The organism is Paenibacillus hamazuiensis (assembly GCF_023276405.1).
GTDB lineage: Bacteria > Bacillota > Bacilli > Paenibacillales > NBRC-103111 > Paenibacillus_AF > Paenibacillus_AF hamazuiensis.
Genome location: NZ_JALRMO010000001.1, coordinates 7,771,227 through 7,786,526, shown reverse-complemented (window position 1 = coordinate 7,786,526; position 15,300 = coordinate 7,771,227). Strand labels below are relative to the sequence as shown.

At 51.0% G+C, this 15,300-nt stretch carries 12 protein-coding genes; all 12 read right to left on the bottom strand.

Going from position 1 to position 15,300, the window contains the following annotated elements; all coding sequences use genetic code 11:
• Positions 1 to 1,101 carry a Gfo/Idh/MocA family protein gene (locus MYS68_RS34375; protein ID WP_248930048.1) on the bottom strand — a complete coding sequence of 367 codons (1,101 nt, stop codon included), beginning with the start codon at positions 1,099 to 1,101 and terminating at the stop codon, positions 1 to 3.
• Positions 1,102 to 1,128: 27 nt separating this feature from the next.
• Positions 1,129 to 2,886 carry a sensor histidine kinase gene (locus MYS68_RS34370; protein WP_248930047.1) on the bottom strand — a complete coding sequence of 586 codons (1,758 nt, stop codon included), beginning with the start codon at positions 2,884 to 2,886 and terminating at the stop codon, positions 1,129 to 1,131.
• Between the two features lie 157 nt (positions 2,887 to 3,043).
• The gene (locus tag MYS68_RS34365) at positions 3,044 to 4,585 is read right to left on the bottom strand and encodes an ABC transporter substrate-binding protein (protein ID WP_248930046.1); all 1,542 of its coding nucleotides are present in this window, start codon (positions 4,583 to 4,585) and stop codon (positions 3,044 to 3,046) included.
• A gap of 65 nt (positions 4,586 to 4,650) precedes the next feature.
• Positions 4,651 to 5,538, bottom strand: a complete 888-nt coding sequence (locus tag MYS68_RS34360) for a carbohydrate ABC transporter permease (protein ID WP_248930045.1) — start codon at positions 5,536 to 5,538, stop codon at positions 4,651 to 4,653.
• Positions 5,539 to 5,557: 19 nt separating this feature from the next.
• Complete coding sequence (locus tag MYS68_RS34355) at positions 5,558 to 6,505, bottom strand: ABC transporter permease (RefSeq protein ID WP_248931106.1); 948 nt, start codon at positions 6,503 to 6,505, stop codon at positions 5,558 to 5,560.
• 93 nt (positions 6,506 to 6,598) lie between these two features.
• Complete coding sequence (locus MYS68_RS34350) at positions 6,599 to 7,450, bottom strand: sugar phosphate isomerase/epimerase family protein (protein ID WP_248930044.1); 852 nt, start codon at positions 7,448 to 7,450, stop codon at positions 6,599 to 6,601.
• Positions 7,451 to 7,636: 186 nt separating this feature from the next.
• Positions 7,637 to 9,241, bottom strand: a complete 1,605-nt coding sequence (locus MYS68_RS34345) for a response regulator transcription factor (protein ID WP_248930043.1) — start codon at positions 9,239 to 9,241, stop codon at positions 7,637 to 7,639.
• An 18-nt stretch (positions 9,242 to 9,259) separates the two neighbouring features.
• Positions 9,260 to 10,513: an MFS transporter gene (locus tag MYS68_RS34340; RefSeq protein ID WP_248930042.1), complete on the bottom strand. Its 1,254-nt coding sequence runs from the start codon at positions 10,511 to 10,513 to the stop codon at positions 9,260 to 9,262.
• Between the two features lie 552 nt (positions 10,514 to 11,065).
• Positions 11,066 to 12,517: a stalk domain-containing protein gene (locus tag MYS68_RS34335; RefSeq protein ID WP_248930041.1), complete on the bottom strand. Its 1,452-nt coding sequence runs from the start codon at positions 12,515 to 12,517 to the stop codon at positions 11,066 to 11,068.
• A 95-nt stretch (positions 12,518 to 12,612) separates the two neighbouring features.
• Positions 12,613 to 13,566, bottom strand: coding sequence for a ribokinase (gene rbsK, locus MYS68_RS34330; RefSeq protein WP_248930040.1), 954 nt, complete (start codon positions 13,564 to 13,566; stop codon positions 12,613 to 12,615).
• Between the two features lie 4 nt (positions 13,567 to 13,570).
• Positions 13,571 to 14,410: a carbohydrate ABC transporter permease gene (locus MYS68_RS34325; RefSeq protein WP_248930039.1), complete on the bottom strand. Its 840-nt coding sequence runs from the start codon at positions 14,408 to 14,410 to the stop codon at positions 13,571 to 13,573.
• 13 nt (positions 14,411 to 14,423) lie between these two features.
• Positions 14,424 to 15,284, bottom strand: coding sequence for a carbohydrate ABC transporter permease (locus MYS68_RS34320; RefSeq protein WP_248930038.1), 861 nt, complete (start codon positions 15,282 to 15,284; stop codon positions 14,424 to 14,426).
• Positions 15,285 to 15,300: the final 16 nt, after the last annotated feature.

Sequence of the window (15,300 nt, the reverse complement as noted above, 5' to 3'; positions counted from 1 at the left end):
TCAACTTGGAAACTCAACGGTTTGCCCCGTTTCCGCCGAGCGGTATACGGCATCCAAAATTTGCGTGACGACATACGCTTGCTCCGGTTTAACGAGCGGCTCCGTATCCTGAATGATGCATTCCAGCCATTGTTCGGCCTCCAGCACACCCGGGGCTTCATCTTTGCCGCTAAAATAAGCGATGCTTGAGCCCGTATTCGCCTTGATCTCGACCAGCTTGCCGTATTCGGCCCGATTAAAGACGAGCTCCGTTTTGCGGTCAATTCCCGCTTTCATTTCTGCGCCGCCATTTATCCCGAACAGAGACGTCTTAGCTTCCTTCACGTCCGTTGTGTTCAAAGCCCATGAGCATTCCAGGAAAATCGTGGCGCCATCCTCCATTTTAATAAAAGCGAACGCCGAATCCTCCACGTCAAACGTCTTCGGGTCCCACGGCCCGAACAAATTGCCTTCCACGTTGTCCTTCAGCTTATAGTAGACCGACCCGGTCACCGATTTCGGCTTGTAATTGTTCATACACCAAAGCGTTAAGTCAAGCGCGTGCGTCCCGATATCGATGAGCGCTCCGCCACCCTGCAGCTTCTTATCCGTAAATACGCCCCAGGTAGGGACCGCTTTTCGGCGAATCGCGTGAGCTTTAGCCATGTAAATTTCGCCCAGATCGCCTTGGGAGCACGCCCGGTACAGTACTCGCGATTCTTCGTTGAAGCGGTTCTGGTACCCGATGGTCAGCTTCTTGCCGCTTTTTTGCGCCGTATCGAGCATTTTTTTCGCTTCTGCGGAGTTAATCGCCATCGGCTTCTCACACATGACGTGCTTGCCTGCTTCCAGAGCGTCTACGGTAATGAAGGAATGCTGCAGATTGGGCGTGAGCACATGGACCACATCGATGGATTCGTCCTTCAGCAGTTCCTTGTAATCGGTATACACCTTGGCGCCCGATGCGCCGAATTCCGCCGCCGCTCTGCTCGCGCGTTCCTCTACCACATCGCAGAAGGCTACCATTCTGCCCAAATGAGGCAGCTTGGCAAGCGACGGCATATGTTTTTGATTGGCAATCGCGCCGCAGCCGATAATTCCAATGTTTACTATTTTTTGCATATGAATAAGCTCCTTTGTCGCGACTTTCTATTGCATGTCTATCTTCGATGATGAAATCATGACCGGCAAAACAATATATACTTCCGCTCCGCCTTCCGGCCCGTTGGAAAATTCGATATTCGCCCTTTGACGGTAGAGCAGCGCAAGCCTGCGCTTTAGATTCCATATTCCGATATGATGTCCGGATTCATTGATGCCTGCTTGTTCAGTCCGCAGCCGCTGAAGAACCTCTTCGGGAAATCCCTTGCCGGTATCCCGGATGGAAATGCAAAGAAATTCCTCTTCCCCCGAACTCTCTTTATCCACAGCAATGGCGATATGAACCGGTTCGTCCATCGTTACGGCGTGCTTAATCGTGTTCTCAACAAAAGTTTGTACGACGAGCGGCGGAACCATCACATCCCCATGGTGTTCCGTCCCCTCCACCCTGTATGTCAGATGGTCCGGAAACCGCATCATTTGAATATTCAAATAGTTGCAAGTATGCCTGATTTCGTCATTCAAACGAACGAAGGAGAGGTTGCTGCGAAACATGTAACGGAAGTATTCCACCAGACTGAGCGACATCTCCTGAATCAATTCGAACTTCCGGGACTGCGCCAAATGATACACGATGTTCAGCGAATTCAGGAAAAAATGAGGATTGATTTGCAGCTGCAGATGCTGAAGCTCCGCTCTTTGATGGTTCAGCTGCTCTTCATAGACGTCGATTTTCAATTTCTGGATCTGCGATACCATTTCATTAAACGTCGCATGCATCACTTCGAATTCCCCGGATGTCGGATAAGGCGGAATTTGCGCGTCCCAGTTCCCTTCCTTGATTTTTCTCATCGCCGCCAGCATCCGGTAGATCGGACGAAGGATCAGCTTGCGCAAAAACAGCAAAAGCATCAGAAGTATAAAGACAAAGCCGATCGGAACGAAGGATATGATTTTTTGAAATATGGGAAGTTTCTCCATAATACCTTTTTCAGGCAGCAATACGATCAAACTGAAATCGCCTTTGCTCGATCGTTCTCCCACTTCCAGAAATGCTTGATTGTTGCCTGTAATTTTATACAATTCATTCCCCAGTGAAAGATCAATACCGTTAGATTGAATAATTTCGGCATGATCCATCGGCTCGCTCCCGCCGGCCGCCAAAAGGGAGATGCCGGTTTCCCGCAAATCGATCAAATTCATCGGAACCATAAGCCGGCTTACGTTCACCCACGCACCGATAAAGACGTTACCCATCCTCACGATATGGCTCAAAAAATAATCCTGCCCGATCCGGCGCACGCACCATTCCTGGGTACAGCGAGGCAGTTCCTGCTCATGATTCAGCATGCCGATAATCGCCGTCCGCGCTTGTTCTTTCTGTTCAAAGGTGATGAGATCGTTCAAGCCTATAAAAAAGTCGTCATTGGACTTGGAATAGACGAAAAACATATCAGAAGCTTTATAATTTTTTATATCTACGGAAATTTTGTTGGCTAATCGAATCTTGGCCAATTGATAGACGGTCGTGTAGAAGGAATTCGGTCGGTCCAGAAGGAGAAGATCCGTTTCCTGTGCCGCTGTTTTAAACAAATATTCGTCAACTTCTTCGAGCGTACGGTCGATTTGTCCCATGTACAGGCTGACCAGGTTTTTATTCGATTGGGCAACTTGATCCCGCACGACTTCACCGGCATACCTGTTGTAATAAATCAACAACATCATGAGCGGCAAACATATCGCGAAAAATGCCAAACCGATCCGAAACCGCAGGGACTTGAACAGCTCCTTATTGACGAATCTCATCTTATGCCGACCTCCATGGCTGCTGAAACGAGTATTGCGCGTTCGCCTAAACGGCATCGCCGCATGAACAAGCGCTTTTGTTCGTTATTATATCACGGGGAAGATCGGCTGCTTTAACGAGCAGCCCATGAACCTCATGGCTCACGGGCCGACACGATCATTGCTTTTTCGTTTTTGCCCATTCATCCAGCTGCTTCTGCTTCTCCGCGATGATTTTATCGATCCCGGCGTCTTTCAGCTTTTTGTTGAATTCCGGCAGTACCGATTGCGGGTCCAGCGTCCCTGTATGCAGGCCGTTTTTGTATTGGTTAACAACATTCATGACCGCAACGCTTTCCGTCTTTAACGAAGTCATGTCCGGAGTAAATCCAAGCGCTTTCGACTTGATCGCTCCTTTATTAAACTTGTCCATTTGCTGCCATAAATCGGCCGGATCCGGGGAAAATACATAGGATAAGAACTGATTGCCGAAAAGCCAGCCTTGATTGAGCCCGTACTGGACCGTACTTGCCGTAACCCCTTCCGGGTAGTCGATCATATTGTCGGATTTCTTGACGTAATCCTTGCCTTCGATGCCCCACGCCAGCAAATTGATGATATCTTTATCCGAATACATCAGATCCAGGAACATCATCGCTCTTTCCGGTTCTTTCGAGTTGTTCGAAATCGCCCAGTTAAACCGGGTAAGATTAAGGGTCACAATATTCGGATCGGAGAAACTGACCGTCACAATTTCTTTCCCCGCCGCTCTCGAAGCTTGCTGCGCATAACCCGGCTTCATGGTTGTAAAGTAGGAGAAGGCGCGCCCCGCTTTGATGAGGTCGTTGGCATTGTCCTTCGTGACAGCCGCGTCTTTGGGGATATACCCTGCGGTGTACCATCTTCTGACCGTGTTCAGGGTATCCGTGTAAAATTTGTTATCGTAAAGATTCATTACTTTCAGGCTGCTGTCATCGAGCGCCATGACGCCGAGCCCATCGTCCAAATTATCGAATTTGGTGCCGAGCATCGTGTCCGCAGGATTCGAGTTAGCTTGATAGCTCACTAATGGAGTTACGCCGGGTTCATTATCTTTAATCGTTTTGAAAACAGCATCCAAATCGTCAAACGTTTTGATCTTGCTCACATCGATTTTATACTTGTCGATCAGATCTTTGCGCATCGCAATCCCTCGGTCCGAAGCAAGGTCGCGGATGCCCGGGATGGAGTACAATTTTCCGTTAATGCGCGCCGCATCGAGGAAAGGAGCATCCACATACTTTTTAATATTCGATCCGTATTTATTGAGCAGATCGTCAAGCGGCATCAGCCTGCCTTGAGCCACCTGCGTCGAATATTGGCCAAGCCCGCTCACAAACAAATCGAGCTTTTCGCCGGAAGCCTGCATCAGGTTCATTTGTTGAAGATAGGAGCCGTAACTGACCGGCACCAGCTTCACCGTTGCGTTGATTTTCGCTTTGGTCAGCTTGCTGAGCTCCTCTTGAACGGCCGCAATGCCCTGTGTCTGGGAAGACGTTGTAAAAAAAGCCATCGCCAGCTCGGCCGGCGGCAAATTAGACCCCGGTTTTGCTTCTTGAGCGGCTCCCCCTGCAGAAGGCTTAGCGGGTTCATTGCTTTTGGTTGAACATGCGGTCAGCACCGCAGCCGAAGTGACACATACGGCCATAAGCGCGGTCATCATGCGGAATCCTTTTTTCATCGTCAAACCCTCCTGTTTATATGACGAAAATATTTATGCTAACCGGCCATAGACCGGAAGTAGCCTTACCCCTTAACGGCCCCGACGGTAAGTCCTTTCACAAAATACTTCTGGAAGAACGGGTAGCTGACCAAAATCGGAATCACGCCGATGACCGCCATTGCCATCCGCACGCTTTCCTTCGGAAGCGCCGCGATCATTTCCGCTTGATTGCCCCCCATCTCCGAAGAGCTCAAAAACTGGATATCCAGCAGGATTTTATTGAGCAAATACTGCAGACTGAACAGCTTGCTGTCGGTCACGAAGATCAATGCGTTAAACCAATCGTTCCAGTAATGAATCACTTGAAACAAACCGATGGTTGCAAGAATGGGCAGCGATAACGGCATAACGATTCGGAAGAAAATTCGAAACTCCCCTGCGCCGTCGATATATGCCGATTCAATAACCGGTACCGGAATGGAGGTCGCAAAAAACGTGCGCGCCAGCAGTACATAAAAGCCGTTGAGCAGCAAGATAGGAATAATCAAAGCCCAAATCGTGTTTTTCAAATCGAGGATTTGCGTATACACGTAGTAGGTCGGCACCAGTCCGCCGTTAAACAGCATAGTGAAGAACACGTAAAACGACAAGCCGTTTCGAAAAGGCATATCTTTGCGGGAAATCGGATAAGCGAACAGTGAAATCATGAGCAGACTGGCGATCGTGCCGATGACTGTAACCGCTACCGAAATGCCGTAGGATCGCAAAATCGCTTCCGCATCCTTCATCAGGTAGTCGTAGGCGGCAAAGCTGATCTGTGACGGAAATAACGAATAACCGCTTTTAATAATTTCTTGCTCATCGGTGATGGAAGACGATACGAGCAGCAGGAATGGCAGCAGGGCTGCAGCGGATATCAGCAGGAAGAGCGCATGCAGCGCCCATTGACCGTATTTTGTAGTTTTCCCCATCCTTATTTCACCTCTGCCGTTAAAATAATGCATTGTCTTTATTGATTTTTCGCACAATATAGTTGGAGCCGAGCACCAGAACGAAACCGACCAAAGATTGATATACTCCTGCTGCGGAAGCCATTCCGAGATCTCCGAGATTAAGCAAAGCGCGGTATACATAAGTATCGATAACGTTGGTCGTTGTAGTTAGCGCCCCGGCATTCAGCGGAACCTGGTAAAACAGTCCGAAATCCGAATAAAAGATGCGGCCGATGGCAATCAAGCTCATGATGACGATAACCGGCGTGATCAGCGGAAGCGTAATTTTGAATATTTGCTGCCATTTGCTCGCTCCATCGATCGTAGCTGCCTCATAATATTCGTGATCGATCCCTACGATTGCCGCGAGGAAGATGACGCAGAAGTATCCGGCGCCTTTCCAGACGCTGACCAAGGTTAATATATAAGGCCAATACCCGGGCTCGCTGTACCAAGGAACCTCCTCTGCTCCGAACAGCGGGAGCAGCGTTTTATTCATAAAGCCTGTCTCCATGCTCAGCAATGAAAAAACGAGATAGCCGATGATAACGGTCGATATCAAATGCGGAAGCAGGATCACGCTTTGATAGAACCGCGACATAAACCGGTTTTTAATTTCGTTCAAAACGATAGCGGCGCCGATAGCCGCCGAAAAGTTCAGTACAATGAACACCACGTTATATAGAATGGTATTTCTTGTAATGATCCATGCATCGCTGGTTTTAAAAAGAAACTCGAAGTTTTTGAACCCGATCCAATCGCTGCCGAGAATCCCCTTCGCGAAATTCACGTTTTTGAAAGCGATGATCACTCCGAGCATCGGCAAGTAGTTGTTGATCAGCAAATAAATAAATCCGGGGACGACCATCAGCATGAGTGGGAGATACCGTCTAAACCTCTGCCATCGTTTGGAGGAGGCGGTGGTTACGGTTTTTCTCTGCTCCATAGCCAGTTCGCTCATCTTGTGTTCTTCCTTTCTGTAACTGCTTCAGCATTCAGGGAAACTGCTCTCACTCGCGTACACTTTATCCTTTTCTCACTATGCTTCTTTCAATAATCGCTCCAAATTGCCGTAGCTGATAGCGACGCCTTCCACTTCATCTCTCGCCGTAACATCCTGCTCGACAAAGATATACTCGGCGGAGCCGATGCTTCGCGCAGCTTCGATAATCGCGCGTATATTTAATGTTCCTGATCCGACCTCGCAGAAATGCGCGGGATCCTGCGTTTTATACAGTTCGTCGATCGTGATGTTGCTGTTTGCTCCAAACACATCGAACCAATTCACGGGCTGTGCGGCAGCCGGCAAATCCTTCTGATGCAGCTTTTTGCAGCGATTCCCCAGCTTATGAAGCCATGCGATCGGGTCTACTCCTCCTCTTACCGCCCAGTAGGAGTCGAACTCGAAATGTATTAAACCTTCCTCCATGTTGCTCAGCATGATGTCCATCACGGTCTCGCCTTCGAACTGCTGAAACTCCTGAAAATGATTATGATAATACAGAGCGAGCCCATTCGTTTTACAAAGCTCGCCATATTGGTTGAACGATTCGCAAAATCGGAGCACATCGTCCTTATTCGAGAAAAAAGCGATGGAACAGCCGATCGCAGGGCTGCCAATAATATGATTGGCCTCGATGATCCCTTCCCATTCCGTCTCTTCATTAACACGGGTATGACAGCCGACCGCTTTCATCCCAAGCCGATCTAACTGTGCACGCACTTCCTTCGTTGACAGCTCGCCTCCAAGGCTCAATCCCTCGTCGGTTTTTCGAATCACCATCTCCAGGTTCTTATAGCCGATGGCCGCCACTTTTTCCAGCGTACCGATATAATCTTGCTTGAGCGCGTTTTTTACCGAGAATAATTGCAATCCCATGGATAAACTCATCTCTCTTACCCTCCGTGAATATGATTAAAATTCCGTTTGCCTACTCCACGATCGTACATGTTCCCATATAGTTGCGGCTACCCTTAAACCGACTACAATTGCCGTTTTTGCTACTTTTCCAGCGGAACATGCGAAAACCGGCCCGCCCTCTGAAGAGCGGACCGGTTTTCCGGGAAAACTCAGGCATTACCTTCTATGCTTTTTTCGGAACTCGAGCGGGTTCATATCCGTTACACGCTTAAACATTTTCGAGAAATGCGAAAAATTCGTATACCCGATCGAAGCGGCTATTTCGCTGATCGGCTTATCCGATTGAACCAGTATTTGCTGGGCGAATTTAAACTTCTCCTCGATCAAATAATCGGACAGGGACATCCCTGTTTCTTTTTTAAAAATGCGAGATAAGTAATCCGGGCTCAAAAATACGTAATCCGCGATGTCGTCCCGGGACAAATCCTTCTCGATATGCTCGGCAATATACCGTTTCACCCGGTCAATCACCGTATGCGATTCCTCCACGGAACGAATGCTGTCGATGGCCGTTTCAACGACTCGTTTCACCCACTCCTGAAAATGGGACACCGATCGCGTTACGTGCGCCGCTTGCCGCGGCGACGAATCTTCGGCGAAAATCAGATGAGCCTGCAGTCCTTTCAGCTGAAGCACATGGTACACCATTTGCAGAAAATCGTGATACAGCTGCGTCAATTGTTTAGCGTCGCATTGAGCCTGCCGCATCCGCTCAAAATAGCCGTCCATTTCGGCAAGCAGAGGCGCTTTCTCCCCTTGTTTCAGCAATTCCAACCAATGGCCGATATCCGGCGCCGCCAGTTGCTTCGGAATGGACGAGATCTCGTTCAACCGGTACACTTTCCTCGAATGGGTCACATTATTCAAGTCCATTTGAAGCAAGGCTCCCACAGCTTCATGAATCGCAGCGAGGGGCGTCGGAACACCTACATAACATGACAAATCGCAATAAAAATATTTGTTGCAGGAATCTACGTATTCCTTTAACGTTTCCTCCAATCGATTTTGTGAAGCCGATAAGTGGGCCTCCGGCATGAACAGAAAAATGGTTCTTTCCGCCGTTTGCACCACGCACCCTCCCTTCACTCCATCCAGCCCAAGGCTGTGTTCAGCCGCATTGCGCAGCGCGTATTCCATTATTTTTTCATCGCGCCCCGTCAAATCCTTATTCCATCCGCAGATAGAAACGAGCACAGGGATGAATCTGGCTCCAGCCTCATAAGGAATATTGCGTTTTCTCATCATTTCGCCGATATGCTCCGGCTGTGAGGAAACCGTTTGGTTGATGAGATCCAGCCAGAAACGTTCTACCAGCAGAGGTTGATGTTCGGACCAAAGCTGGTAATAATGCTTTAATGTTTCCGTAAACTTGCTCGCTTCACGTTCGGTTTCGATCTTTCGAATCGCTTTGCTGACAACGGCTTCAAGATCTGCATATCTTACCGGCTTCAATAAATAATCCAAACTTCCCAGCTGAAGTGCTTGTTTCGCATATTCAAAATCGGCATGACATGTTAAAAAGAGACACTCGGTCGTCTCATAATGTTCCTTGACCCACGATAACAATTCAAGTCCGTTACCTTGCGGCATCTCGATGTCGCAAATCATTAAGTCTATGGAACGGGCAGAGAACATCTCCTTCGCCTGCCGGATGTTATAAGCCACATAGACGTCCGATACCCCAAGCGCTGCCCAATCGATGCCGGATTCGATACCATGAGCGGCGTGAACTTCATCATCAACGATTAGTAATCCGTACATCGCCATCCCCCTATCATTCTAATAATCCCTGGCGCATCGACTTGTATTCATAAGAAGATATTGGCATAATGCCGTGCCTCCCCCATAAATCACCGCAATCATACCAAAGAGCAGCATGGCGGAATGAGTTAAAAACAAAAGCGATCCGATCATCGGACCGAGAGCCATGCCTATAAATCGGCATAAATTGTACATCGCGATGGCCGTAGCGCGCTCCTCACGGAACATCTCGGCCAATATCGAAAGCGGCGGAGGCATGGCTATACCGTAGCTGGCGCCGAAGAAACAAAACAATACGAACGCCGCAAGCACTGAAACCTTCACAAATACCGCAAAAAGGATCAGGGAAAGCACGTTAAACCAGCAGCCCAGAATAAAGCTTTTTTCGATCCCCCAAGCGTTTGCCATAGCTGCCGATAGTTTGGTAAATACCATAAAAGTCAGTGACATGAGCAAAAACGATACCCCGGTCGTTTCGGGCCGAAGCGAAAAATAGTCGTGAAAAATGGTAGGGATGAACACAAGCACCACCGTAGATGCAAGTGCTTGCGTCATGTCGATTACCATGACCGCTGCGCATTTGCCGTTTAACAGAAATAATCGAAATGATCCCATATTCATTTTGAGCGGCATAGAATGAGCGGGCCTGCTCTCCTTAAGCCATAACAAGTTGGCGAACCAAGCAGCAGCACTGACAAAGGCAAGAAACAAAAAAACGCCGTAATGTCCGAACCGGGCTCCCAAGATGCCGCCAATCATCGGACCGATTGCCGGCGATAATGCCAAGATGAACTGGTACGTTCCCATCGCTTTCGTCCGCTCGCTGCCTTGAAACAAATCGGAGATCACCGCGGCGGCGACAACCGGAATCGCAGCCGCTCCCATACCTTGTATAGCCCGGAAAACAAGAAGTGCAGCCACGTTTGTTGCGTAAGCGGCCCCAAACGAGGCGCCCACAAACAACAGCATGCCTGCAAGAAGTGCCGATCTTCTGCCTTTTCGATCTGCGACGGCACCGAAGACCAATTGCATGGCCGCCATGGCCACCGTATAAACCGTTACCGTCATATTCACCCAATACATGGAAGTATGCAGCTCTTCCTGCACCTGAGGCAGGATGGGATTATAAAAAAACTGCGCTAATCCGCTGATCAAGGCGCTTATCCCGACCAGATATAAAGTAAATACTGCTCTCATACCGCGATTGCCGATCGCTTTCTTGGACTTCTCATGATGACCCCTCCAGCCTAAGGATACATCATCACGGTTCAATTACCTGCCCCAAAGACGACTTATTTTTAACGTTATTCTGACCGACATGCATGGAACTAACAGTCTAATCTTTCTAACTATAACACCCGAAAGTCGGTTACGGCTCATGCGGATGGTGTAACGGTTGCAGGTGAGCTTATTGAAGCCAAATGGGCGATCTTGGAACGGTAACGGTTGCCAGAGCGGTTATTTGTGAACTTTTATCGTTTTGAGGGATACAAGATGTGAAATAAGCTCAGCCACAACCGTTACGATTTAGAAATGACGTTTTTGAGCCAAATAAGCTCATCAGCAACCGTTAGCCTGCCCGTATACCGGACGCCATACCATCAAGGGCCCCTCAAAACTGGTGTATTCTCCTTTTCAGCTACCATATTCCGAATGCAGCTTACCGATCACGGTTTTTTACGGCGAGGACCTGCACCGCCAAGTCATGCACTATAAAACAAAGCCCCGAAAACCGGGGCTTTGTCAACAATCCGGCCGCCCCCTTGTCACCAGAGAGCGGCTTTTTGGTTTTGCCGCAGCTGCGCGTCCGTCAAGCACCTCGCGCTACTTCAGCTGCAGCGAAGCGCGGTACAGCGCCTGGTCCCACGTGACGGCGGCTCCCAGCGTCTCTGCGACGAAGCGGAGCGGGATGTACATGTGCCCGTCCACGATCACCGCCGCCGCGTCGAGCGGAACGCTGCGGCCGCCGACCGTCGCCTGCGCCGCATCCGGACGCAGCGTCAGCTCCACCGCTCCGCGCTTCGCGGTCAGCACGCGGGCATCGCCGTCCCAGCGGAATTCCGCGCCGATCCGCTCGAAAATGCCGCGAAACGGCACCATCGTCACGCCGCTTTCCGTCACAAACCCGCGCATCCCGGCGATCAGCTGCCCGTTCACCGCGACCTGCACCTGCGGCCGGTCGTAACGCTTGACGATCAGCGCGTTGCTCAGCAGCCGGCCCGGCGCGCGTTTTATCGCCCCGTCAACATACAAACCGGAGCTGGCTCCGCCGTCCATGTTCATCGCTTGAACGAAACCCAGCTCCGCCAGCACATGCGCCATCTCCTCCACCGTGGCGGAAGAGACGGTGCCCATAACGAGCCGGCCCTCGCCGTCCACACCGGTGAAGCTTCGCACGTTCGCCGTCTGCGTGATTTTCGGATCGTCGAAGCCGTCGCGGGCAAAATCGACGTCGACGGCGCCTTCCGTAAGCAGCTTCGGCCCGACGCCGATCGCCGCCTCGTAGTCTGCTATGCCGCCGGTCGTCCCGAGATCCGTATCATGGACCGCCGTCTCCAGCGTCACCTCATCCCCGACGTGAAGGTTGGGCAGCAAATAGGTGTCATTGCCGGGCGTATGACCGACTACGATCACATAACCTTCCTCGGGAACCGCCGCTTCATCCTCCGTGAGCGCCGTAATGCGGCCGTTCTCGACCACCGCTTTCTTCGCATTCGTAAACGTGATCGTATCTCCGAACTCCCGCGTGTAAACGACGACCTGGCCTTCCGTCTCATCGCCGTAATACGTATTGACTCCCCACGGCTCGAACGCGTACACCGCTTGATTATGCTTCACCTTGACGCTTACCTGCACCTTGAGCTTGTGCACGAAGGGCGCCTTGTCCGCACCTACGGCGAGCGATTGGTTGTCTCCCGTTCGCACGGGATGACCTTCGCCCAGCATAAGTCCGTTCGGGTACCGCTTCGTTTCATCCGGCTCGTACGCGTCGAAAAACGTCCCGTTTACGCCGGCAGCGGCGCCGGTTCGCTCCATCATATCGGCGAAGCTTTCCACATGGCCGATCCCGGCCTCAGCCACCACCGGCATGACCCGCAGATAAGGGTCCTTCAGGTCGGCCGCGGCCCACTGCACCGTAAACTTTTTCCCGTTATAAGTTACTGTGGATGTTTCATAAGATACCGATGAGGCCGCGTGCGCCGCACCGCCCGCCCCGAGCGTTAGCGTCAGCGCCACGGCAACGGAAGCCATCGTCTTCGTCCCCCAAAACCTCATACAAAGCAAGTCCCCTCTCGTTCCGGCAAGTATATCCATCGTAAAGGGACAAGCGCATTTTGTCCATAGGTCCGGTGAGGGCGGGCAAGCCCGCTTCAGTCCTCCGGCTGACGTTCGATGTTCAGCTGCTTCATAAACAAGGCAACCTCATCCGCGCGCGGGATCGATTCCTGGGCGCCTGCCCGCGATACAGCAATCGCCGACGCCGCGCCTGCTCTGAGCAGGCATTCCTTAAGCGGCGACAAACGCTGCCGCTCTACGATAAAGGTGCCGATAAACGTATCCCCTGCGGCCGTCGTATCGACGGCATTGACCCGGCAGGCCGAAGTGTAAATGACCTTGCCCTGCCTGTTCATATAAAATGAACCTTTATCCCCCAGCGTAACGACGACCTCTTTGACGCCCGCCTGAAGGAGATGATCGGCAGCTTGATGCACCCGCGAAAAATCGTCGTCAAACCGGATGCCCGTGAAAAATTCCACTTCGGTTTCATTTAATACCAGCACATCGATTTGCGGAAAAATGTCCTTCGGGACCGATGCAGCCGGAGCCGGATTCAAATAAACCTTGCCGCCCTGTTTGCGGGCCGCCTCAATCGCATACTCCGCGCAGCTCCACGGAATTTCGTTCTGCAAAAGCAGCACGGAGGCCGGATCGAGCAGTCCCGGCAGATCGGCCAGATCCTCTACGGATAAGCGGCCATTTGCCCCTTCGCCGATAACGATCGTGTTTTCCCCTGCATCGTTGACGGTGATAAACGCGGTTCCCGTCGTCGTTTCCTTCCGTACAATCTTCTCGGTGTTTACGCCATACTGTCCAAGTCCGTCTACGATGTCGCGACCGAACGGATCGTTCCCCACAGCTCCGAACAAGGTGACGTTTCCTCCGGCCAGCGCTGCGGCAACCGCCTGATTGGCTCCTTTGCCGCCGGATTTCAGCTCCGCCTTATCGCTTGAAATCGTCTCTCCCGGAAGCGGATGATTTCGCACGTAATACACGAAATCCATATTGATGCTGCCCACAACAACGATCTTACCGATAGGAAACACCTCCTTACTCCTTTGATCCTGTATTCGCTATGCCGTTTACAAAATAACGCTGCAGCGGAAGCAGCACGATGACCGGGATGATCACCGCAATCATCGCTCCGGCGAACATTTCATTCCAGTAAGTGGCGAATTCCGTAATAAAATCGCTGAGCGCCACCTGGATCACCTTGTAATCTTTGGACCGGGTTGCAATGAGTGGCCACATGAACGATTCCCATTGGTGGATAAAAATAAGCAGGCCGGCGCTTACCGTGACGGGTTTGCAGAGCGGCATAATGATGCCCGCATAAATTCTGGACCAGGACGCTCCGTCGATCCGCGCCGATTCGATCAGCGCTTTCGGCAGGTCGAGGAAAAACTGCCGGTACAGGAAAATGACGAGGCCATTGGCCAGACCCGGAACGATGATGCCGGAATACGTATCGATCCAGCCCAATTGATCGACGAGGCTGTACAGAGGAATCGCGATGACCTCGAACGGAATCATGAACGTCAGCAGCACGAGAAAAAACAGCAGCGACCGGCCCTTGAATTCGAAATACACAAAAGCAAAAGCAGCCATGGAAGCGATGATCAGCCCGAACAGGACGGTAACGAAAGAAACGTAAAACGTGTTGAAGAAGATTCTGCCAAAACCTCTTTCCACAAAAAGCGAGACATACGCATCCATCGTGATATGCACGGGGACGAACGTTTTCCAGGAAACCGGGGACATATAGCGGAAAATGTCGTCCAGCGGACGCAGCGACGAAACGAGCGCAAACGCCAGGGGCAGCAGCACGATCAGCCCCAGGATCGTATGAATGACATACAGCAGCGGTACAGAGCCTTTTTTACGGTTCATAAGCTCACCTTTTCTAATGTTTGGCCTTGAGGAATTTGAACTGCAAAGCAACGATGCATAAAGTCATCAGCAGCAAAATGATCACAATCGCCGACGCTCTGCCCGTATCCGAGTACAGGAAGGCGCTGTTATAGCTTTCCAGCATCAGCACGTTCGTGCTGTGCTCCGGTCCGCCCTGCGTCAAAATGTACATCGGCGAGAACAGCAAAAAGTTGGAAACGGTTACCGATACCGCGACAAACGTCAGCGAGCGTTTCATCATCGGAAAGGTGACCTGCTTAAACTGCTCGAAGCGGGACGCGCCGTCCATGGACGACGCTTCGTAAAGCGATTCCGGCACCTCCTGCAGTCCGGCGAGCAAAAATATCGCCCAATACCCTACGCCTTTCCACGTGGCGATGCCGATAATGGAGGCGAGCGCCTGCTTGCTGCCGGTCAGGAAAGGCTGCGGCTCCAGGCCCAGTCCGACCAGCACCGAGTTGACCACGCCCTGCTCCGGGCTCAGCATGATGTTCCACAATATACATGCCGTCGGAATCGACACGGCGACCGGAACGAAATGGATGCCTCGGAAAATGCCGATATGCTTCAATTTCGAATTCAGCAAAAGCGCCAGCATAAAGGCGAGAAAAATTTGAATCGGATTCACGAACAAATTGAACAGCAGGGAAATTTTCAGCGAGCTCCAAAATACCGGGTCGGTGAAAAGCGATATATAGTTTTTCAAGCCGATAAACGTTTCGCTTGCCTGCAAGAAGGCCGGCGCGTAAAAGCTTTGCCGAAGCCCGCTCAAAACGGGATACAATTTGAACATGCCGAGCCCTACAATAGCCGGAAGCAAAAACAGATACGGCGCAATGGTTTCTTTTTTCATGACAGCTTACCCCTTC